Raw genomic sequence first — 22,449 nt, forward strand, 5'->3', positions numbered from 1 at the left:
TTTACATACCTCCTATTTCGAATACATGGATTTTTTCATGATCTGCTTGATCTAACATTGAGTTGGTAGTAAAGACTTTATCAATTGTATCGGTTTCAAGAATCTTTCCTTTGTAAATGGATTTTTCGCAGTGTCCTACCAACAAGTAGATTTCAGAAGCCCCTATTTCCTTTAACTTCTCAGCACTCAGAATAAATGTACCTCCATAAGAGCACAGGTCATCCACAATGATGACTTTAAATCCTTTCCTCTCTACACTACCGACGATATCCAGCTTCCTAATTTGCCCCGTTTGAAAGTCCCTAACTTTAAATCCTACAAGCTGTTGATATCCTTTAACTTTACCATAGCGCTTCTGTGCTCCTGCGTCGGGAAAGAACAAGTAATCCTCATGGAGATTAAAGCCTACTTCTGCAATGACTTTGTCTAACAATTCAACAGAAGGATACCTTGCTGTACTTTTATTAATTAATGCCAGAGAAACGTCCGAATGGGGTTCGATCAATGTCACTTTGTCAAAATTTAAGGAATTAATAAAATTCGAAACATATTTTAAAGTGAAGGCCGAAGCGCCCTCCACTCGATCCATTCGACTATACGGCATATAGTAAACGACTAGAGATGCTTTGAAGTTAAGATCATCCAGATAGTTCTTTAAAAACATCACCTTTATTAAGTCACTGTCATTTTCATATTTAAAAGTAACTATATTGAGCTCATTAGCATGGTTAAGTATTTGCTCCCCATCGACCAAAGTCTCGCCATTAGGAAAAAGCTTGAACTCCAACACTACGCCATTTAGCTGAATCACAGCACTCACTCTCCCCGTTTCATAGTCTCTAAAGCTGATTTCCGACAGACATGCGCTGAGCCTAATCCTGCCCGATCATTACGTTTAACCACTTAATTTAACTATAGATAGATAATTGAGGTTCCAGGTCTGTAAATCGATACAATTGAGCTGCCCTTTGTGAATACCGATTGGATAACTTCAAGCTCCCGTTACTGTCCTTCACCTCTTCAATGATCCCTTTGCGGCTTTGAGTTGATGTAATTTTTCGAATAAAATTTTTCTCCTCGAACTCTGGAACAACCGTTTGAATGACTTGATAAAGCTCACCAATCGTAAACTCTTCAGGAAGGAACTCTTTAGCAATTGTTGTGCTAAGCATTTTCTGGCGGATTCTTTGCAAGGCATCCTCAAGAATTTGTCGATGATCGAAAGCTAAATCCAGCGATAAAGCTTCATTTATTGTAAATAACCGAACTTCCGATGCATCAACTGCGGCTCTTCGATTTACTAATACATGTTCATTCACCAAGGCTAGAAAAGCGTGAGAAATGATCCATCCCCTCGGATCGCGACCAGGATCACTATAGACATTAAAATATTCGAGATGAACAAAATCTACACTCGTTTCTTCCTTCAACTCACGTTCAGCACAGGCATAAACCGTTTCTGTTTCTCGAGTAAATCCGCCTGGCAGAGCCCACTTCCCTTCATAGGGCCAAATATTTCTCTGGATCAGCATCACGTACAATTCACGTGTGGGCAAAGATTTTTTGGCTGCATGCTTCTCCTTAGACAGGATCGTGAAAATGACGATATCGGTTGGGGCCCCATCAGGAGTTCTGTATTTATTGGCTGAATAGTTCATCTCATTTTCGAACATGTCATTAATCACCATTCCATAACTTCACTTTGATATTATCATTATGACATAATTAAATTTCGTGTCAAGATGTATTTGTTAAAACGGGCAGATAAAAAGAAACAAATCGTACCATATCTTGGTGTTCTTAAGCGGGGAGGAAATTTCCAGTTTAAAGAAACATATTTTTATCGACTGCGTTTATATATACAGAAAACAACAAACTCTAGATGAGGTGAAATATGAAGATATTAGACGGTCTCTAGCTTCCCGCAAGGAGGTTAGAGAGCCAAATGAGCAGAAGTGTAAAAAAATCACCCGTATGGACAGACCATCATTCACCTGGTACCCGCTGGAGTAAACGGCAGGCAAGTAAGGCTGTGCGCCGTTTCACAGGCGGCGTTCAAAACGGAAAATGGTATCAGAAGTTGTTCTGTTCCTGGAATATTTGCGACTACCGTTTTTATAAAACCAGACAACAAGCGCTACACGAATGGGAAACGTCCCGCTGGCTGCGGGATCGATTATTGACTCAAGCAGAAGTCATTAAAGACTGGGAAAAGTTCTATAGAAGAAAATAAGCTCAAGCGCCGGCTAGGGAAGCCCGACGCTTGAGCTTTTTAAATAGAGATAGATGATTATACACTTATAGCTAAAGAATCATTTAATAATATAAAGAAGAATGATTAATTTTCTCCAGCTCTTCTTCCAAATAAGAATAATAAGTACACCGATAATCTACCTTCATACCGCTATCGTCAATTGTTCCTTTTCTTCCCCTGCCTAAATATAAAGGCTCATTGCTTTCCCTATTATAGTTTGATCGAAACTGATCCAAACTAATAGGATCGGTTAATGTAAAATGTTCTACGAGATTATCGCAGTAACCGGATTCCTTGTTTTCTTTTACCGGAAAAACATAGTTTTGATACAAGTGTACACTTCGATCATAACTACTGCTTCTGGATGTAAAATATCGAATCCCATTAAAATGGGTCGAGTTCCTTACCCATTGCAGCAAAAGCTGAGGGACGATATATTCTGGTTTGAATGGGCGAACATCATCTTTTACCTGGACGGAACATGCAGCAACTAATGGCCAACAGAGATATAATGCCTTTAAAGCATTGTAACTATCCACATCACTTTTTTTGTATGAAGCTACTGTCGCTACTCTAGGGGGATAACCCAAATCGATAAATTTCATTCCACGATCATTTTTAAATGAAGAAATATATACTTGCTGCGTATTATTTACTGTTCTCAATTCCTCCAAGCATGTGTAGACAGAACTACCCAAATAGAGGCAGGGAAATCCTGGAATGCTATACCTTTGCGTGGAAACAAGTGTCCTTTCTTCAAAGGGAATATGAAATAAGTCTTTTTTATTTGTAAGTGGAAACTTATCTTTTCTTATTCTGTATAACCGTAAGCCTGGACTTCTGTTAAATAAGCCAAAACTATCGAAATAGCAGCTTAATTGATCAATAGCTGGTTTTAATAAATTGTATGCTTCAGATGGGAAGCCATCATAGTATTTATTGAGTGAACTTTCAACGGCATCACATACTTTATAAACTATGTTTACTTCAGCATCGGAAAGAACATGTTTTAATTTTAACTGTCGAGCACTCTCCATAAAATGTAAACTTTTGAGTTTAATTAATTCCTTATAAGATAGGTTTATATAGGTAATAGGCAAATTAAACTCATCTTTTATTAGTTCTTCTCTAATAGTTTGCAGTTGGTGTTCAACTCTCAAAGTTATCGCCCTTATCTTTTCATATTCAATACAATCATTGTTACATCTGCCGCCTGTTAACCAAAACCCTCTAAATATTCTACGTTTTTTTACAAAATCCTCCACGGCAAATACAGAGCTATTATCAATTGAAAAACTAAGGAGCTTTCGTCCACATCAGAAAGAAGTCAATTGACAATCCATACTACGTTCCAATAATAAATAAAGATTTTGGTTTAGAAGCTAAAGTGGATGACAAGATATGTGGACTGACTGGGGATGCAATATGTTGCGATTATGAAACAGGGGGTCGACTCCCACGCTTTTCTGAAGCTTTTCCACGCAAAACCACAACTTATTGGTCGATTTCCGAAAAAGTACTACATGATTCGACAAAAATAATAGAAATTTTAAAAAAATTTACTTTCTTCCACTTTGCATAAAAGCTAGAATCTGTTAGAATATAAAGAAATACGATAGATTTAGTAAGAATTAAAAGGAGGCACCTTTCCATGCAAAAACTGAAGCCTGATTCCATACATGAAATGACGCATTTGGATCAACTTGAGGCTGAAGCGATTTATATTATACGAGAAGTAGCGGCGGAATGTGAAAATCCCGTGATGCTGTATTCGATCGGGAAGGATAGTTCCGTAATGCTGCATTTGGCGCTGAAAGCTTTCTATCCCGAGAAACCGCCATTTCCTTTTATGCATATTGATACAACGTGGAAATTTAAAGAAATGATCGAATTCCGCGATCGCAAAGCTAAAGAATTTGGGATCGATATGATTGTTCATTCGAATCAGGAAGGTGTTCAACAAGGGATCAACCCATTTGATCATGGTTCCGCGTACACCGATATTATGAAAACCCAAGCATTAAAACAGGGATTGGACAAATACGGATTTACGGCTGCGTTTGGCGGCGGAAGACGCGATGAGGAGAAATCCCGTGCAAAAGAGAGGATTTTCTCGTTCCGGAATAAGAATCATGCCTGGGATCCGAAAAACCAACGGCCGGAAATGTGGAAGCTTTTCAACACAAGAATCAATAAGGGAGAAAGCATCCGCGTCTTCCCAATATCCAACTGGACGGAAAAAGACATCTGGCAATACATTCGCAGAGAAAACATTGATATTGTGCCTCTCTATTTTGCAAAAGAAAGACCCGTCGTCAATCGTGATGGACATATGGTCATGGTGGATGATGATCGTTTGAAACTCGAACCTCATGAGAAAATTGAAATGAAGAAGATGCGGTTTCGCACATTAGGCTGCTATCCTCTTACTGGCGGTGCCGAGTCTGAGGCAGATACGCTAGATGCCATTATCGAAGAAACGCTTGGTGCGGTTTCATCCGAACGGACAACTCGGGTTATTGACCAAGAAGAGGCTGGAAGTATGGAAAGACGTAAACGGGAGGGTTATTTCTAAAATGAAAAGTCTGCTTAAATTTATTACTTGCGGAAGTGTAGACGACGGAAAATCCACCTTAATTGGACATATGCTTTATGAGGCCAAGCTTTTATTCGCCGACCAGGAAAGAGCGTTAGAGCTGGATAGCAGACTTGGCAGCCGCGGCGGCAAAATTGACTATTCCTTGCTTCTAGATGGACTACTGGCGGAGCGCGAACAAGGGATTACGATTGATGTGGCTTATCGGTATTTTACGACGGATCATCGTTCCTTCATCGTAGCGGACACGCCGGGACACGTAGAATATACACGTAACATGGCCGTTGGAGCATCCTTTGCGGATCTGGCTATTATTCTTGCGGACGCAACGAAAGGGGTTATTACCCAAACCAAGCGCCATACTCGGATTTGTGCACTCATGGGCATTAAACATCTTGTTTTGGCTGTGAACAAAATGGATTTAGTGAATTTTGATCCTAAGAAATTTGAAGCGATCAAACAAGAGTTCTCGCAATTGACCACTGAGTTTCACTTTGAAAGTATTCAGGTGATCCCTGTTTCTGCGACAGAAGGGGATAACATTACGAAAAAATCACCAAATACCCCATGGTACGATGGCCTTGCTTTGCTGCCGTATTTGGAAAATGTGGATGTTCACCAAACCGATGACACGAAGAAGTTTATGATGCCGATTCAGCGTGTATGTCGACCGGATCATACATTCCGCGGCTTCCAAGGTCAGATTGAGGCAGGAACCATCGCGGTTGGCGAAGAGCTGACGACGCTACCTAGTCGTGAAAAAGCGAAGGTCAAACGTATTTTAGTGACAGACCAAGATCGGAATTCTGCACATGCTGGACAGCCTGTAACCATTCAATTGGATCGGGAAGTTGACGTTTCGCGGGGTTGTGTATTTACCAAAGATAATCAACTCCAAGAGGCGGATAGTTTCTCAGCTACGATTCTTTGGATGGATGACTCCGTACTGATGCCTGGCAAAAATTATTTAGTCAAAGTAGGAACGAAAGTCCTGCCTGGTACCGTGACGGCAATTATTCATAAAATCGATATCAATTCTGGAAATACGGTTCCAGCCGATCACATTGTCAAAAATGAATTGGCCAAATGTGAATTTTCTTTATCGGACAACATCGTATTTGATTCCTTCGAAAAAAATAAAAGCATTGGCGGATTTATTCTAATCGATCGTGTAACCAACATGACGTCCGCTTGTGGAGTGATTAACCAAACCCTTCAAAGCTCCGACAGTTTGGTACGGCTAGATACGGAAATCACCAGAGATGTTCGTGCCCAGCAAAAAGGTCAGAATCCATTAACCCTCTGGTTCATCGGTACGGTTTGGGATAACTCAACCCTTGCGAAGGAAGTCGAAAAACGTTTGGTATCGACAGGCCACCATACCATGTTACTCAATAATGGCCAGGGAGAATCGTTGCAGCGATTAGCAGAAGTTGCAAAATTGATGAATGATGCTGGACTTATTGCATTGGTATCGAATGATTCCCCGGTGGAAAACGACCGAGAAACCGCGCGAGACATCATTGGCAAAGAATATATTGAAGTTTATGTAAACGGACCGCTTGCAGGCAGCTCGAGTACAAAGGATACACCTGGGAACCCGGAAATCGAAATCGATACAAGCAATTTTTCAATCGAAGAAGCTGCAAATTATGTAGTGAAACGAATTATCAAATATTTAATCAATGAGAGTAGTCGTGGACAATTCCTTAATTTCTAATGCCAACATAACCCTACATCACCGTGAATAGTGATGTAGGGACTTTTTTTGTCCGCGGCATGAGGCGCCTGTTAAGACTCTATTGGTGTATTACTGGAAATAAGCAGGTCGCCGCGGCAACCTGCTGGTGTATTTCGTTCGCAGAAAAAGGAGTTGCCCTACTCTGCAGTATTTAAAGACGCATGTTGATTGGGAATGTACCTAAGGTGTTCGAACGATTGCTAGGCTTACCGACGGTTGCCCATGCTGTCGGCTATCATGAAGCGGAATTCTTACCTCGAAGGTGCTTCCTTTCCCCATCTCGCTTCGAACGCCGATGCTTCCGTTGTGGAGCTCGACAAGCTCCCTGACAATGGCAAGCCCCAAGCCGGATGAGCCTTTATGCTTTACCGGTCTGCCTCTTTCCACTTTAAAGAACCGTTCCCAGATGAGCCCTTGATCCTCCGGCGATATCCCGATTCCAGTATCGGTTACCGTGATCAGGACGCACTCCTCCGACGGAACCGCCATCGCTTTCAGTTCTATCGTTCCGTTCTCGGTGAACTTGACCGCATTTTTGATCAAATTGTTAAAAATTTGTTCCAGCCGATCAGGATCGGCAAAGGCCTGCGGTGAATCTTCATCCATGCTGGAGTGGATGATCGTCCCTCGAGCTTCGGCTTCCGGACGGAATTTGAAGGCCAGCTTGGACAGCATCGCCTGAACATCGACCGCCATCCATAGGAGCTCGATTTCTTTATTTTCCAGCTTCATCAAATCGGTAATATCATCCACCAGCCGGTTCATATGAAGTGTTTCGTTATACATGATTTCGTAATATTGGTCTCTCGCTCCTTCTTCGATCAAACCATCCTGCAGAGCCTCCAAAAACCCCTGCATCGCCGTAAGGGGAGTACGCAGCTCATGCGAAACATTAGCCAAAAAGTCATGACGAAGCTGATTCAGCTTCCTCTTTTCCTGGTCAACGCGTTCAAGCTGCTCCATCATGTGGTTGATCGTCGTCGCCAGCTCTCCGATCTCATCCCTGGAGTCTATTCGAATTCTCTCACTGTAATCTCCGACGGCGATCTTGGCCGCCGCCTTGTCAATCTGTTGGATGGGTCGGGTAATCGACCAGGATAAATAGGAGGATACCCCAAACGAAAAGAAGATGCCAAGCAGAGTAACCCAAAGGATCGTTTCTCTAAGCTGAGCGATGGTCTCATTCATCCCTTTAAGAGGTGAATGAAGAACAATACCACCATATACGTCGTTATCTTTTCCCCACGGAACCGCAACCGAAAGCATACCTTCCTTTAATCCTTCGAATTGATTCCATTTTGCAGGCTCACCATTGATGACTTGATTCACCACCTCGGTGCTGACGACCTTGCCTATGTTCACCTCATCCTTGGAGGAGGTTGTGACGATATTTCCATTCATATCAAAAATCCAAATGCGCGAGTCAAAGGCTTGATCAAAAAAATGCAGCTGCTCCTTAAAGCCGTCATTCGGAGCCGTCTGATTTTGTATAGCGAGATTGACCTGCTTGGCCTGCCGGATCATCTCATTACTTTTGGAGTTGACTATGTATTCTTTGGCAAACAATGAAATCACAAGCCCGACCGCACAAAGCCCCAGGAGCACCGTAACGATAGAGCTTGTCAGCATTTTGCGGAGAATGCTTTTATTTGGATTCAAGAACATGCTTCTACCTCAAGCTTGTAACCCACTCCCCATACTGTATGAATACACACATTATGACAAGGGCTTAACTTTTCACGTAGTTTTTTGATGTGAACGTCCACCGTTCTCATATCGCCCAAAAAGTCATATCCCCACACCTGCTCCAGCAGCTGTTCTCTCGTAAACACACTGCCTGGAGATTTCGCAAAAAACGTGAGAAGCTCAAACTCCTTGGGGCGTAAGTCGATTTTCACGCTACCCGCAATGACCTCCCGGCGGGCCACATGAATGGCTAAATCATCAAACTCGTATTGGGAGGGCGCATCAACTTCGATGGCGGCTTGTCCTTTCTGCATTCTGCGAAAGATCGCTTTAATGCGCGACACCAGCTCCCTCGGACTGAAGGGTTTGGTCATATAATCGTCCGCACCGAGCTCCAGACCAAGCACACGGTCAAATTCATCGTTCTTCGCTGTCAGCATAATGACGGGTACATCGTCGTATCGTTTTGTAATCTCCCGGCACGTTTCGAAACCGTCGAGCCCGGGCATCATTACATCCAATATCACTATATCAGGCTTAACTTCCGCTAGCATGGCCAAGGCCGAGACGCCGTCAGGTGCTTCTATCAATTCAATGAGCTGCTGACGAAAATAGAGTCGGATTATTTCCCTCACATTCGGATCATCATCCGCGATCAACACTTTCCAGGGCACAAGCGGTTCACACCTTTCTATGGTCCTTATATAGGATTCTGACATCACTTCCATTTTAAGTGGGTAGCCGACCGGCGGTGTATCATTTATACGACTAAGTGATAGACAACTGGGCTGCCCTAAGAGTCTACATCAGTAAGCTGCTTCAGTAATAAGCGTTTGTCTAGGCAGATCAAGAATTATACAAATTACCTTTATTTTCCACTAAATTTCCCACTAAAAAACGCCCTCTATCGCATAGAGGGCGTCACAATCTGATTATTAGGATTTTTTGGGAAGCGAAGTGTTTGTGTCAAAGTTTCGAACGCGGTGGTTAGGGAGAGAATTGCTTTACCAGGAAGACAAAGTCGTCCTCTTCCATGTGTTGGGAGCAACACACACATACACGTACCCGTTGTCCCATGCGATCTCGCCCTCTTGTCCGGGGGCTGAAGACGAGACCGGCGTCATGGATTTCCTGATGCGGATGCTGTCATCGCTGATGTCCAGCTTGGTCTTGGCGTCCGTATTTCCAATGCCAATGTTGCCGCTGCCGCGATTGATGGTTAACGGGCTGTCCAATGCTTTACCGTCATCGGAATAACGGATAATTTGCAGATTGGAGCCGGCATTCCCTCCAGATTCCTCAGATGAATCTGCGCGCATAGCCCAGCGGGGAGTCGTGATATTCCCATCAGCCGATTTAGCCCAAGTCAAATCACGATTAATGCCTTCAGTTCCGGCAATTCGTAAAATCCCATCCATGACATTGAAATTGGAGGAATGCGTGCGAATTTCAGCTACATCCTGATCGAACGGAATCTCCAGACGCGTAAACAGCTCGTTCGGGTTTTTGCCATCAGGCGACATCGTCGTTTCAAATGACATATGATTATGATCATGCTGTTCAGGGTCATTTGCTTTGGCATGAGAAACGATAGCCGTCTTATCATTACCATTCTCATCCAGCCACGAGATAGCTGGCTTCGCCCGATCTTTGGTCCACTGAAGCCGGATGAGATCCGATAAGTGACCTTCTGTGGAAATCCACTGCTTATCCGTAGAAAGGTGAAACCTTTCATTATGGGGGACCTGAATGCCTCCTCCCGGTAAAGACGATTCCTGAAAGGTGTTGGCTATATCGCTGCCGCCTGCGAGAGCCATCCCTGAAATACCGAGAGCTGCACCAGCCAACAGGGAAACAACCAAACCTGAAATTTTCATTTTACTTATCCTCCTTCTTTTTCACCAATTCCGCTCCAACTCTGTCCGGCACTCATCTGTCAGCGATTATTTTTCAATAACTCGATCCATCTCACGTAATCATGGATAGCGATTCCGGAATAGCTCGGGTAAGGGGTGAGGTTTTCCTTGACCAGCTGCAATTGCGACTCCATATGCGCAGGGTCAAGCGAATGAAAGGTGGTATGATCGCCTTCCTTGCTGGGTAATGTATCCACCGCAACGATTGCTTGTTTCTTAAGCGTCACTGCTTCCAAGATGATCGACTTGGCCCTGGCAATAATTCCATTACTGCCCAGTGCGGTATTGCGATATGCCATAATGACGACACTGTCCGCCTTCTCCAGCAGCCAAGCACTAAAGGAGTAGTTTGTTCCCGGAACTGCAATACTGTTGATCCAGAAGGGAATATCGAAGGCCATCGTCATGCTGCGATCGGTTCTTCTCACTTCCGTTTCAATCAGTCTGATCGTATCCATCCAACGTTCGAGCACCCAGTTCTGCTGGGTTTTCCAAATGTCCAGAGTGTACGGTTCAATATCAAAATGGTAGCCTTGAAATCGCTCCAGGGTATCCACCGAAGTGTTATATTGGGTAACCGCCCCAATAAATTGCTGGATATAAATCTGTTTATTTTCATAAATCCAATCCGACGCACCAGCCAGCGCTTCAACCCTGATGCCCAGACCATTAGCACTGCGGATAAACGTCCGGTATGCTTCTTGATTGGTATACGTCTCGTAGCGAAGATATATCGTAGTCAACCTTTGGTTAACCGCAAACTTAAGGATGCTATCGCGCTCGTTCTCAATTATCTTGCTGTCCCAGATCCAAGTAGACCTTTGCGCTTTGTCAGACGAAGTCACCAGCACCAGATTCCGTTCCTGCACCCAATCGACATCAGCTCCAAGGCTTTCGCTAACAGCCCTGAGCGGAACCATGGTTCGGTCATTTTTAATGACTGCCGGCGCGTCCAGCTTAACTTCCTTGCCGTTGATTGAAGCATTTTTTTGACCAATGGTTAATTTTGTGGTGAGATGCTTGCTATGCAGGGTTACCTGTTCCAGCGAACGATCCCACTCCACCTCAGCCCCCAATCTTTCGGCGATCTCTCTTGCTGGAACCATCGTACTGCCCGTCCGCTCATCGATGTAAGGCTGCGCATTCGCAAAGTCCATCTTTTCCCCGTTCACCTCCACCTCAAGCTCAGTGATATAAGAGTACACCGGGATCAACAAGGAACCGATCGAAAAAATCAGGTAAAAGACTAAACATGCAATCGTCTTTCTCATATGTTGAATTGGATTAAACAACGCTATATTCAAGCTCTTCCTTTACCACCTCTACAATGCCTTCAACGTAGCCGGGCAGTTCCCTTTCATCCGGCTCCTCCGCCATCACACGCACCAAAGCCTCCGTACCCGAAGGCCGCACCAATACACGACCGATAACGACGCTTGGACGCCTCCTCCCGCAGCTGCGTGGCAGCATGCTGCCTACAACGAGGCCCAGCTCAAAGGCCAGCTCCGGCGATAGTTCGCGGTTCGCAACCCCTCTGACACCATCCGTACCAAAAACAACTCCCATATTGGAACTCCTTCCCATGACTTATTATGCAAAAATCCCCATTCGTGCATAAAAGGCCCGATTCGCCTCCTCTAATTGTTCAGGGGTGTTAATCCCCATAACCTCCGTCGGATCCTCAAGGACGATCGCTTCAAATCTCTTATGGCCCCCGGAAATGCCCGTCTGCCTCATTACCTTCACTATATCGGTCAAGTAAAACTCATGCTGAGCATTGTTGTTGGTAATGCCGTAGAGCGCTCGAAACAAGCTTTCATTATCAAAACAGAAAATCCCTGTGTTTATTTCGTTAATCCGTTTCTGCTCCGGAGTTGCGTCCTTCTCTTCAATAATGTCGATGACTTCACCGCTCAGAGGATCGCGAATAATTCTTCCGTAGCCGGTCGGATCTTGGATCACCGCGGTCAATACCACTCCGGAGCATGAGTTTGCCCTCTGGGCAGCAAGCAGCCGTTCGATGGTGGATTGCCTGATGAGAGGCGTATCTCCCGTAAGCACCAAGGTTGATCCGCAGCGGTTTCTGAGCATAGGCTCAGTCTGGAGAACGGCGTGCGCCGTTCCAAGCTGTATGGCCTGCTCAACGAATGCAACCCGCGTTCCCAAATACGCCCTCACAAGGTCCCCTCTATGCCCAACGACAACCAGAATCCGGCTGATAGGCATGCTTTCCAGCTTGTCGACCAAACGTCCGACCATCGGTATGCCCCCGACGGGATGAAGTACTTTGGGCAGCTCCGACTTCATTCGTGTGCCTTTACCTGCAGCTAACAGAATAGCGAATGCTTCCATGTGTATTCCTCCCGTTCGTTTATTCTACCGTAACGCTTTTGGCCAGATTGCGGGGTTTATCAATATCGTTCCCTAGGGCCAAAGAGGCGTAATAGGAGATCAACTGCAGCGGCACGACCGCCAAAATGGGCGCCAGCAGCTGTAGCGATGGAGGGATGAAGCAAATTTCGTCCACCGCATTAAGCAGCTCCACATTGCCTTCGACCGTTATCCCCATGACATGAGCCCCGCGAGCCTTTACTTCTTTAATATTGCTGACTGTTTTTTCGTAAAGATCCATATGTGTAGCCAGCGCAATGACCGGCGTCCCCTTCTCGATCAGAGCCAATGTGCCATGCTTCAGCTCTCCGGCCGCATAAGCTTCCGAGTGAATATAGGAAATTTCCTTTAATTTGAGAGAGCCCTCAAGGGCAACCGCGTAGTCCAGTCCCCTTCCGATAAAAAACAGGCTTTCGGCATCTTTGATCGATTCGGCAAACAACTTTACCTCATTGGCGTTCTCCAGCACCTTTTCCACTTGAACGGGTAGTGCCTTTAATCCTTTAACCAACTCCAAATGAAGCTCTTGATCCAGCGTCTGTCTTTCCTGTGCCAAGTAGATGCTGAACAAATAAAAAGCAAGCAGCTGGGCGGTATAAGCTTTGGTCGATGCCACTGCAATTTCCGGGCCAGCCTTCGTCGCAATCACATAGTCCGCATCCCGCGCGATAGAGCTGGTTGGCACATTGGTGATGGCCAGTATTTTTGCACCATTTCTCCTGCTCTCTTGCAGGGCGGCAAGCGTGTCCGCTGTTTCACCGGATTGGCTGACGACGATCACAAGCGTCCTATCCGTTATAATCGGGTCGCGATACCTGAACTCCGATGCGATATCGGACTGAACCGGGATTCGCGTTAATTTCTCAATAATCGTGCTGCCGATGAGTCCGGCATGATAGGCGGTGCCGCAGGCAACGATGAAGATTTTGTCCACGTCTTTGAAGACACCCGCTGCATGCGCCAATTCCGGAAAGCTCACTTCATCCCGGTCATTGATGCGTCCCAGCATCGTATTTCTGAGCGTTAACGGCTGTTCATGAATTTCCTTCAGCATGAAGTGCTCGAACTGACCCTTCTCCACCAGGTCGACGCTCCAATCGATGTGCAGCAGCTTACGGTCCACCGCCTCCCCTGTTTCGGCCTTCATGATGGAGATGTGATCCGAAGTAATGACCGCGAGATCTCCGTCCTCCAAAATGTATACCTTGCGGGTATGCTCAATTAAGGCTGAGATGTCCGAAGCAATGAAGTTTTCCCCTTGACCTGCGCCAATGACGAGCGGACTGGACTGTCTGACCGCGACAAGCTTATCCGGCTCATGCTCCGCCATGACGCCGAGTGAAAAGGCCCCATGCAGCTTCTGGATCACCATTCGCATGGCGGCAACGATATCGCCTTCGTATTGTTCGGCGAGCAAATGTGCGATCACCTCGGTATCGGTCTCCGAAGCAAACGTGACTCCTTTTTGCTCAAGCTCTTTTTTTAGCTCCATATAATTTTCCACGATGCCATTATGCACTATGGTAAATTTGCCCGACATATCTGCATGAGGATGTGAATTCGCGTCCGACGGCTTGCCATGCGTTGCCCAACGCGTATGGCCGATGCCGGCCGATCCCTTCAACGGTTGCTTGTCCAGCTGCCCCGATAAGTTCGCGAGACGTCCTTCCACCTTGCTTATCTTGATCTGATCCCGCTCCAGCACCGCTATCCCAGCGGAATCGTACCCTCTGTACTCCAGCTTGCTTAATCCGTTCAGTAGAATCGGCTGCACATCTCGTCTTCCAATATAGCCTACAATGCCACACATCGTTGTTTCTCCTCTCTATTGCTGTGATGAGCTTAAACCCCTACCGCGATTTTCACTTCTTGTTTCCGGATGCCGGTACCCAGTTTATAAATATTTTTGGCCTGAATGTTTTCAAACGCATTGCGCGTATCGATGATCGGCACTCCCAAGTCGGCCAGCTCTCGATTATTAAAGCAGCGGTGATTCGTGATCAGCACCATGCAGTCATACTTAGCTAATGCAGACAGATCATAGTCCACAGAATGAATTGTATGGCCCTGCTTGTCCCGGAACGAACCGGCATGCGGGTCATAATAATCCACATAAGCTCCGCTCTCCTGCAGAAGCTCGTACAGTTCAAGCCCCGGTGATTCACGCAGATCGTCTACATCCGGCTTATATGCCATTCCCAAAATAAGAATCTTTGAATTGCGGATGGACTTCGCATACATATTGAGCACCTGCGAAGCTTTATAGCGGACATACTCCGGCATATTATCGTTAATGGACTGAGCCAGCTCGATAAACTTGCTGTAGAAACGGAATTCCTTCGCCTTCCACGACAAATACATCGGGTCCAGCGGAATGCAGTGACCGCCGATGCCTGGTCCAGGGTGGAAAGGCATAAACCCGAACGGCTTCGTGGACGCTGCTTTAATGACCTCCCAGACGTCGATGTCCATTTTGTCGCACATCATGGCCATTTCATTAATGAAAGCAATGTTAATGCTGCGGAACGTATTTTCCAGAAGCTTGGACATCTCCGCCACCTTCGGTGAGGATACGGGTACGACATTTTCCACCACATGACTGTATAAGATAACTCCCAGGTCCATGCAGGCTTCGGTCGTGCCGCCGATCACCTTCGGCGTATTATAGGTGTTAAAGCTCGGATTGCCCGGATCGACACGTTCGGGTGAGAAGCAGAGGAAGAAGTCCCTGCCCACCTTCAGCCCTTGTGCTTCCAGCTCGAACTGAATCAATTCCTCCGTGGTCCCTGGATAAGTCGTGCTCTCAAGAACGATCAAAGCCCCTCGCTTTAGATTTTTCTTTATTTCCAGAACGACACTCCTAATATAGGAGGTGTCCGGGTCCTGATTATCGCTGAGCGGAGTCGGAACGCAGATGCTGATCGCATCCAGCTTTTGAACCGTATGGTAGTCGTCGGTCGGAATAAATCGGCCGGATTCCATCGCTTTCTGTATCTCCTCGCTCGGAACATCCTGAATATACGACTCGCCTTTGCGAAGCGACTCCACCTTACGGAAATCCAGATCAATGCCATATACCGTAAACCCGCCTTTTACCATCTCCATACATAGGGGCAGCCCCACATAGCCAAGACCGATCACCCCTATTTCGGCGGTTTTTTTCTGGAATTTATATTTTAAATTACTGTATGCGCTCATCGTGCTTCCACCTTTCCCATTTTTATTTCCAGCCTAGTAGCCCAACCGAGAACCCAATTTTTTGATTCTCCATTCCAACTCCGAAATGGAGAAAGGCTTCGTCACATAATCGGATGCACCCAGTTCAAAGGCGCGGTCCATACTTTTCGGCAGCTGCTTATCCGTGAGAACGATCACTTTTCCTTCACTGGAATAGTCCCTCTTGATTTTATCGATCAATTGATAGCCATCCAGAATGGGCAGGTTCAATTCGGTGATCACCAAATTTGGCATGGTTTTCTCAAATTTCTCGAGCGCTTCACTTCCGTCCTTAGCCTCTTCCACCTTGTAACCGTTCATTTCAAGCCGAAGTTTGACAAATTCCCTGCTCACTTCGTCCGGGTCAGCGATTAGAATAGAAGAAATCCCTTGCTGAATGCCTTGATTCATAAACAAATGGATATCTCTGTTCTCTCCTTTCGCATGAAGTGTCGTGTGGAGCAGCTGTGACAGTGACTGTTCTGTCAGTTCCCCGCTCTCCGGGAAGCTCGCGACAACCATTTGACCTTGGAGCAAGCCCTGCCGTTCCACAAATTCTTTGAGAACGAGCGACACATAATGGGTGTCGATCAGCTTTTTCTCGGTTAGAACCACCCCGAGAAGGCCATTTGGATCCAAGTAGAAGCATTGAAGGGGCACCTCCAGCCCAAAGCCATTCACAAAGGTCTGCAACTGTTCCAAACCCTTCTGGTTAACCGCTGAGCATGGAGCCAAAATAATCCCGCATGCGGTACCTTCTTCATATGAGGCCTGGACTCGCCTGGCCAATTCCAATATTGCTTCTTGAATCGGATCGTGAACTACTACCGCCATCTTCTCCACTCCTCTTGTCTTCGATTAGGATCGAGTCTACTAAAGCTATTTATTAAAATTGGTACGGACCATCGTTCCCCATGAGTTGTTGTTGCGCAGGAATTGGACATGTCCGTTTAACCTCCACCACACGCCAATCTGTCGATAGCCCACAAACATCAAGAAGGAATACAAAAGCATTTTGTTTAAATCGCTGAGCTTCGGATAACGGCCGAAGGCGGTCTCTTCAATGAACAAGGCCCCCAGGCTTAAGGAAAAGCAGGAAAATAAATTCACTAAAGAAAAGATGACGACAGTGCTCCAATCCGTCATATTCAGCATCCAGTACCCCAATATAGCCAACAGGCCGCTGAGTCGGAAATACGGGTTCAGCGTTTCGAACACGATGTTATAAGGAAGGGTAAGCATCCCAAAAATTTTATATTTGGGGCGCAGCACCATATGAATGCCTTCCTCAATCATATTTTTCAGATTTCCCCGCCCCCAGCGCTTGCGCTGGCTGCTCAAAATCCGATACGAATCAGGGGCTTGCGTCCAGCAAACGGCATCCGGGCAGAAGGCTACCCGGTAAGGGATCTTGTTCTCCAGGCAGTAGCGGTGAAGCTTGATGACAATGTTCATGTCCTCGCCGGGATAGCCTCCACGGTATCCTCCGACCGCAATGACCTTATCCTTTTGAAACACCCCGAATGCTCCTGATATGATAATGAGACCATTGACTGCGCTCCAGCCTATCCTCCCGCCCAGAAACGCTTTCGTATATTCGACGTTTTGCAGCGCTGGCAGCAGCTTACGGGGAAATTGAACATCCTTGACGATACCGTCTTCTACTGTGCAGCTGTTGACGATGCGGACGTTGCCGCCGACAGCGATCGTTTCTTCGGGGTTCTCCATATAGACCCGGGCAATCCTCGTTAAGGCGTCCTTTTCCAGCAAAGAGTCCGCATCAATGGTGGAGATGAGCCGGTAATGGGAAAGATTAATGCCCGCATTCAGGGAGTCGGCCTTCCCCCCATTTTCCTTATCCACCAAGTAGAGATTGGGATACTCGGGATTATGGTAGACTCCTCTGATTTTTCCTGTCTTAATGCTGCTTGAAGCCACAGGATGAATGAGCTCCAGCTTAAATTCATCGATCATGCGCTTCAGGGTATGATCCTGCGAGCCGTCATTGACGACGATCACTTCATACTCCGCATAATTGAGAGCCAACAAAGACCTTACATTCTCTATAATGGTTAACTCTTCATTATAGGCGGGGACCAATAAAGATACCGGCGGAAGATGACTGGAGCTGGATAGCTTATTCATCCGGTTATACTGGATTCCCCGCTTGATTGAAAAAATATGACGGATCGAAAACCCGAATATGAAATAATAAAGCAGTGTTACGAGAATCACATAAAACAGAGCAGTATAGCTGTAAAATAACAAGAATTGTCTTAATCCGCTCAAGAATGAATCCACAAGCACCTGATAATCGAAAATCCACATGTATGAGTACCCCTCCTAAACCACACGATACATTCGTGTATGTTTGCGAAATATTTTGTCATAGGTGTACATCAGTGTGTTATATTGCGTGAGCTTATCCAAATTGTGCAGCTGCATCGACAAATGCTTGAGCTCCTCATCGATCAGCCGCTGCATGAATTCCCCGCGATCCGTGCCCTGAGCCGCAGCTGCGCTCTGACAAAGCGCAGTCATGCCTTCTTCTCCCATTTTGAGCATGCCTTTGGCGCACGTATAGACCACACGCTGATCGGCGTCTGCCAGGCTGGTTTTCATCAATTCCACGTATGTAGTGTTTTTGATGTTCCCCAATGCCTCTAGTGTCAACCTCCGAATATCCAAATTCGGATGGCTCAGCAGCTTGCTGACTACATTCTTTGGAAGCAGGCGTGAGCTTTTCAGATACACCTCCACTGCTTTTGCTTGAATATCCTCATGCTTGGATTCCATCAGCCGGTAGACGGCAGAGGCGGCCGCAGGGTCGGAGTAACCATGCATCCCTATCAACCCGATCTGGATATATGCCGGATTCTCATGGTTTACGTATTCCGTGTACAAGGAAACGGTCTCCAGCTCCGAATCGGCAATAATATCGACGATCAGCTCATAACATTTCTTATTGTGCTGGAGCAGAGCCTGAACCATAGCTCCAAGATCCTGCTGGCTGCGGGCGCACTTGGCAACGGCTCGGGCCACAACAAACAGCGAGGAATTCAACCGATGCTCCTTCAACAATTCCAGTAAAGCCGGCACCGCCTCCTTCGTCCTCATACATCCCAAATGGTAAGCGGCATCCAGCTTCACCGGGTAAGAGCGATGATTGAATCGTGACAGATGATGCTTTACGAGTCCAAGATCTTCGCAAAGCGTGATCAGCTTTTGGCGCTGCCAGCCGGAGAAGCATTCCATCATATCGTTCAGCCTTTCCTGCATCGCCTCCCTTTCCACCTCGTTCATGGTCCATGGAGGAACTCTTAACGGCTCCACACCGTCAAGGTTGGCGTGAATATAGGTCAAGTAATCCTTGAACTTCGCTTGAAACCGGTCGTTCAGCTTCCTCCTTTGGATATTTCTCAGCTTGATGGCATAAATGAATACAATACAAACAAGATTAAAAGCAACAATGATATATAACGCTTTTATGGCTACATCAAGATTCGTGTACACCTAATGAATTCCTCCCCTGCTCCTGCTTCAGCTGCCCGATGTGTTGTTAACGGGACCGTCAATCTTCTGCATAGCCTCTTTCATGATCGAGTAGCTTTGTTTGAGCCGTTCCACATAATTGACCTTATCCTCCCATCGCTGCCATGTGTACCTCGGCAGACGTGACACTGGATACGGCTCCGCCGCAGCCGAATCTTCCCGGCCCAGGACTTTATCGTCCTGCACAATCCACGGAACGATGCGAACACCTTCCACCTGAGTCACTTCGAATTTGCTCCGGCTCGTTTGATTGTAGTTGATTACGCTTAGGGAGCTGGGGTCGCTGAAGCCCAGCAGCATCCAAGGAATACGCATTTCCAGCACCTTTCCCTGAGCCTGCCACATCGCCTTGGAATTATAATCGGGACGAGACGGATCGGTGTAGCCTCTCTCCAATTGCCCTACCTCCACATCGCCGAACGGATGATTAAATCGGGAATCCGGATATTCCAGAAGATAATTCACAGCAAGCTTCCATGGCTTAAAAATCCCCGAATCATCCTGCTTTTCCTTCGGGTCGATATCCGGCAATCCGGAACGCTCATACAAGCGGGCGTGAAGATCATAATTAGAGGCTATCAGCATGCGGCCTTTATTTTCGTCCGACAGCTCAATAAGGGTTTCCAGGCCTTCATCTAATGTCACTCCATGAAGCTGCGGTGCATGACGATTTCCTCCGGCTATCGTGTCTGCTCCCAAATATATGCTTTGCCGCGACGGGTCGAAGGGCTCAGATAGCTTGGCCATCAGGTAAAGATACCCTTCGTCATGTGTGGCCCAAATCTCTTCAAAGCCGGGAACCTGCACATCCAGTCGCTTCTTATCATTTCCCAGCCGATCCCAATCCGAAGCGTCTCCGTCTATGTGAATATCATCATCCTTGCTAGGGAACATCCCCAATACCCCGAAAAAGGACTCATTAGTCAATGTGTTATACCAGTATGCGCGGCGGTCGGCTTCATCGTAGCGTTGGGTGTTCCACGTCTTTTTAAACCATTCATCCTGCCACGTGAACAAAATCGCCCCCGAATAGCCGGCCCCGTGAATTTCCTGCAATAAATCCGCATCGATCTCACCCTGCTGCTTCTCGTTATGACCGCCTTGATTGCGGCCGAGCATTCCCAAGTGGGCTACCCCCAACGAAGCCGGCACGCCATATTCAGTGATCATGACCGGCATATCAGGGTGAGCTTCTTTTAATTTATGCAAATACGTTGTGTAGCTATCGATTTCTCCTTTACTGTTGGTCATTGTCTGAAAAGAGCTGTCAAATGAAAAAAAGTCCGGGTAATACGGATACACATGATAGGAAGCGAAATATCCCGTCTCCCAATCCACCGCCTCAATATGGGCAGGATCAACACTAACCAAATCCTCTTCAAATAACGGCTCGCCCGGATGCTCCAAAGGATCGGTAGTCACCCAATTGGCAAAAGCGATAGGATGCTGCCAGCCGTACTGGATTTCCGTTTGCGCGGCGGTATCCATCATTAAAGCCAGCCACTTTTCAAAGGCGGACGCTCCCGGTTTATTGCGGAAGTGTTTCCCTTCATAATCTGCGATATCGGCGTGCAGATCGTTGGTCCCCTTCACCATTTTGGGATCCCATTCCGTGCCGACAATCCAACCCATGAGATAGGGACCTGCATTATATTTGTACGCACCTCCTGCTTTTCCCGAATGCGGCTCGGGTGTTAGTGTCGTTTTTCCATAAACCGCCGCAACCGCGTCTTTAATTTCTTGCTCGAATTTCTGCTTGATGTGGGGGTCATACGCATCCTGCCCTTCAATCAGCTGCTCCTCGGGACTCCATATTCCCTGAATAAAAAACAGCGGATTTTTTTGATGCGTCCTATTGTATTTGACCAGCGCTTCATAAAACTCGGGCATCATGATCGTATAGATCCGGACGACATTCGACCCCATGCCCTGGATCATTTCAAACCATCTCTCATAGTCATCCTCCGAAACGACCAATTCACCGGGAAAATGTCCGGGGACGGTTGCCCCCATATTTACCCCTTTGGCGAAGTAGGGCTTCCACGCTTCATTCGAATACTCCTCCACGTTCGTTCCTTGAACCCTAAACTTCACATGTATGCCGTCGGCAATCGTCGTGCTTTCTATCTTTACCAAAAGAGGACGCAGCCAATAAAAGAGCGCACCGGCTACAATCGCAAATACAAGACCGAACTTTAACACGTATTTGAACCACTTGCCCATCATATTCACCTTCGATAGTTACTGATAGTTATGCTGTCTGGTTGTCATGTTACGCCATTAAAGTGCTGTTTGTCTGTTTTCTAAATGTTAAACATTGTGATCAATTCAAAATAAATGTGTTCTTTTTTAAAATTTTGTTATCAAAGATTGAAATTTTATTAATAAACCTTTACCTTGATGAGGAACGAGCAGAGGAAAGAGCAATTAATAAGGGCTCACCCTCAAGGGCAGTGCTTGACCCTCTATCGATCATCAGTCCTCACAAAATCCTGCAAACATGCAGTTATTTTCCTACCGAAATTGCTGTAGTGGGAACAAACCTGCGAAAGTACATCTATTTTCATGAAAAACGCTCCGGATCAGCTAAGAATGAAAAAATAAATGCACATTTGCATGAATTCAATAAGACTTCGGATATACCGGGCCAAAAACTGTATAGATGCAGGTTTTTGGGAGATGGCATTAGCTTCGAATCGAAGAAATTCGAATAAAATCGTGTGCGCTGCCATTGCCGTTCTTAAGTTTGTCTAGGGCTGGGCACGGAGACGAAATCGAATGGATCGGGGGTTGCACCCAATTGTATGATTCGAAATTTCCGCAAAAAGAAGGAGGCGCCGCGGCACCTCCTTCTTTACTATGTATAAACTTTACTTAAAGTTGCTGCTATAATAATCATTTTGGGCAAAAAAACAACCAGGGATTTCGACGTTTTCTGCTTCGTGGCTTGTTACAATCAAGCAAAACATTTAAGAAAAACGCCTTGCGGCGTCCTTGGTGTACAATCTACGTTTGTGTGTTGGGAGGGAATCGGGTATGGGATTCCGGCCGCTGTTGAAGTCGTGTTCCTTTGAATGGAAGGCTTACAGCGGGAGGA

Annotated in this window: 17 protein-coding genes and 2 pseudogenes; 3 read left to right on the plus strand and 16 right to left on the minus strand. The window is 46.2% G+C overall.

Annotated features, from left to right (window positions below; all coding sequences use genetic code 11):
* Position 1 precedes the first annotated feature (1 nt).
* Together NV381_RS36065 and NV381_RS36070 are read right to left on the minus strand one after the other, a co-directional pair.
* Positions 2-811, minus strand: a complete 810-nt coding sequence (locus NV381_RS36065; protein ID WP_258218103.1) for a ribose-phosphate pyrophosphokinase — start codon at positions 809-811, stop codon at positions 2-4.
* A gap of 97 nt (positions 812-908) precedes the next feature.
* Entirely contained in the window at positions 909-1,673 is a 765-nt protein-coding gene (locus tag NV381_RS36070; protein WP_258218104.1) for an NUDIX hydrolase, read from the minus strand.
* A gap of 272 nt (positions 1,674-1,945) precedes the next feature.
* Here NV381_RS36070 and NV381_RS36075 point away from each other — a divergent pair, with 272 nt between their 5' ends.
* Positions 1,946-2,233, plus strand: a complete 288-nt coding sequence (locus NV381_RS36075; protein ID WP_258218105.1) for a hypothetical protein — start codon at positions 1,946-1,948, stop codon at positions 2,231-2,233.
* 83 nt (positions 2,234-2,316) lie between these two features.
* Here the strand turns inward: NV381_RS36075 and NV381_RS36080 are convergent, their stop codons facing one another.
* Positions 2,317-3,414 carry an RES domain-containing protein gene (locus NV381_RS36080; protein ID WP_258218106.1) on the minus strand — a complete coding sequence of 366 codons (1,098 nt, stop codon included), beginning with the start codon at positions 3,412-3,414 and terminating at the stop codon, positions 2,317-2,319.
* A gap of 491 nt (positions 3,415-3,905) precedes the next feature.
* On the opposite strand from NV381_RS36080, the gene cysD reads away from it, so the two are divergent.
* Complete coding sequence (cysD, locus tag NV381_RS36085; protein ID WP_258218107.1) at positions 3,906-4,829, plus strand: sulfate adenylyltransferase subunit CysD; 924 nt, start codon at positions 3,906-3,908, stop codon at positions 4,827-4,829.
* A gap of 1 nt (position 4,830) precedes the next feature.
* Positions 4,831-6,570, plus strand: coding sequence for a GTP-binding protein (locus NV381_RS36090; RefSeq protein WP_258218108.1), 1,740 nt, complete (start codon positions 4,831-4,833; stop codon positions 6,568-6,570).
* 201 nt (positions 6,571-6,771) lie between these two features.
* On the opposite strand, the gene NV381_RS36095 is transcribed toward NV381_RS36090, so the two are convergent.
* From NV381_RS36095 to NV381_RS36155, 13 genes and pseudogenes are all read right to left on the minus strand, one after another.
* A complete protein-coding gene (locus tag NV381_RS36095; protein WP_258218109.1) occupies positions 6,772-8,256 on the minus strand; it encodes a sensor histidine kinase in 1,485 nt (494 codons plus the stop codon).
* Positions 8,247-8,996: a response regulator transcription factor gene (locus NV381_RS36100; protein ID WP_258218110.1), complete on the minus strand. Its 750-nt coding sequence runs from the start codon at positions 8,994-8,996 to the stop codon at positions 8,247-8,249. The genes NV381_RS36095 and NV381_RS36100 overlap by 10 nt, the downstream gene beginning before the upstream one ends.
* 285 nt (positions 8,997-9,281) lie before the next feature.
* Entirely contained in the window at positions 9,282-10,154 is an 873-nt protein-coding gene (locus NV381_RS36105; RefSeq protein ID WP_258218111.1) for a hypothetical protein, read from the minus strand.
* A 59-nt stretch (positions 10,155-10,213) separates the two neighbouring features.
* Positions 10,214-11,497: a copper amine oxidase N-terminal domain-containing protein gene (locus NV381_RS36110; protein WP_258218112.1), complete on the minus strand. Its 1,284-nt coding sequence runs from the start codon at positions 11,495-11,497 to the stop codon at positions 10,214-10,216.
* A pseudogene (locus NV381_RS36115) lies at positions 11,478-11,618 on the minus strand (hypothetical protein); the annotation flags it as partial. The pseudogene NV381_RS36115 and the gene NV381_RS36110, both read right to left, overlap by 20 nt.
* A pseudogene (locus tag NV381_RS36120) lies at positions 11,613-11,759 on the minus strand (phosphoglucosamine mutase); the annotation flags it as partial. The pseudogenes NV381_RS36120 and NV381_RS36115, both read right to left, overlap by 6 nt.
* Positions 11,760-11,783: 24 nt before the next feature.
* Entirely contained in the window at positions 11,784-12,545 is a 762-nt protein-coding gene (locus NV381_RS36125; protein ID WP_258218113.1) for a sugar phosphate nucleotidyltransferase, read from the minus strand.
* A 19-nt stretch (positions 12,546-12,564) separates the two neighbouring features.
* Positions 12,565-14,394, minus strand: a complete 1,830-nt coding sequence (gene glmS, locus NV381_RS36130; RefSeq protein ID WP_258218114.1) for a glutamine--fructose-6-phosphate transaminase (isomerizing) — start codon at positions 14,392-14,394, stop codon at positions 12,565-12,567.
* A 32-nt stretch (positions 14,395-14,426) separates the two neighbouring features.
* A complete protein-coding gene (locus NV381_RS36135) occupies positions 14,427-15,782 on the minus strand; it encodes a nucleotide sugar dehydrogenase (RefSeq protein WP_258218115.1) in 1,356 nt (451 codons plus the stop codon).
* Between the two features lie 33 nt (positions 15,783-15,815).
* Positions 15,816-16,634 carry a response regulator gene (locus NV381_RS36140; RefSeq protein ID WP_258218116.1) on the minus strand — a complete coding sequence of 273 codons (819 nt, stop codon included), beginning with the start codon at positions 16,632-16,634 and terminating at the stop codon, positions 15,816-15,818.
* 45 nt (positions 16,635-16,679) lie between these two features.
* Positions 16,680-18,128, minus strand: coding sequence for a glycosyltransferase family 2 protein (locus NV381_RS36145; protein ID WP_258218117.1), 1,449 nt, complete (start codon positions 18,126-18,128; stop codon positions 16,680-16,682).
* A gap of 15 nt (positions 18,129-18,143) precedes the next feature.
* On the minus strand, positions 18,144-19,313 hold the full coding sequence (locus tag NV381_RS36150; RefSeq protein ID WP_258218118.1) for a HEAT repeat domain-containing protein: 1,170 nt from the start codon (positions 19,311-19,313) through the stop codon (positions 18,144-18,146).
* 27 nt (positions 19,314-19,340) lie between these two features.
* On the minus strand, positions 19,341-21,578 hold the full coding sequence (locus NV381_RS36155) for a hypothetical protein (RefSeq protein WP_258218119.1): 2,238 nt from the start codon (positions 21,576-21,578) through the stop codon (positions 19,341-19,343).
* Positions 21,579-22,449: the final 871 nt, after the last annotated feature.

The organism is Paenibacillus radicis (ex Xue et al. 2023), from assembly GCF_024722015.1.
Classification (GTDB): Bacteria; Bacillota; Bacilli; order Paenibacillales; family NBRC-103111; genus Paenibacillus_S.

Coding starts and splice junctions, on each gene's coding strand:
- NV381_RS36100 (WP_258218110.1), bottom strand. CDS start 8,996: ATGTCAGAATCCTATATAAGGACCATAGAAAGGTGTGAACCGCTTGTG.
- glmS (WP_258218114.1), bottom strand. CDS start 14,394: ATGTGTGGCATTGTAGGCTATATTGGAAGACGAGATGTGCAGCCGATT.
- NV381_RS36070 (WP_258218104.1), bottom strand. CDS start 1,673: ATGTTCGAAAATGAGATGAACTATTCAGCCAATAAATACAGAACTCCT.
- NV381_RS36105 (WP_258218111.1), bottom strand. CDS start 10,154: ATGAAAATTTCAGGTTTGGTTGTTTCCCTGTTGGCTGGTGCAGCTCTC.
- NV381_RS36135 (WP_258218115.1), bottom strand. CDS start 15,782: ATGAGCGCATACAGTAATTTAAAATATAAATTCCAGAAAAAAACCGCC.
- NV381_RS36125 (WP_258218113.1), bottom strand. CDS start 12,545: ATGGAAGCATTCGCTATTCTGTTAGCTGCAGGTAAAGGCACACGAATG.
- NV381_RS36155 (WP_258218119.1), bottom strand. CDS start 21,578: ATGATGGGCAAGTGGTTCAAATACGTGTTAAAGTTCGGTCTTGTATTT.
- NV381_RS36095 (WP_258218109.1), bottom strand. CDS start 8,256: ATGTTCTTGAATCCAAATAAAAGCATTCTCCGCAAAATGCTGACAAGC.
- cysD (WP_258218107.1), top strand. CDS start 3,906: ATGCAAAAACTGAAGCCTGATTCCATACATGAAATGACGCATTTGGAT.
- NV381_RS36090 (WP_258218108.1), top strand. CDS start 4,831: ATGAAAAGTCTGCTTAAATTTATTACTTGCGGAAGTGTAGACGACGGA.
- NV381_RS36075 (WP_258218105.1), top strand. CDS start 1,946: ATGAGCAGAAGTGTAAAAAAATCACCCGTATGGACAGACCATCATTCA.
- NV381_RS36140 (WP_258218116.1), bottom strand. CDS start 16,634: ATGGCGGTAGTAGTTCACGATCCGATTCAAGAAGCAATATTGGAATTG.
- NV381_RS36145 (WP_258218117.1), bottom strand. CDS start 18,128: ATGTGGATTTTCGATTATCAGGTGCTTGTGGATTCATTCTTGAGCGGA.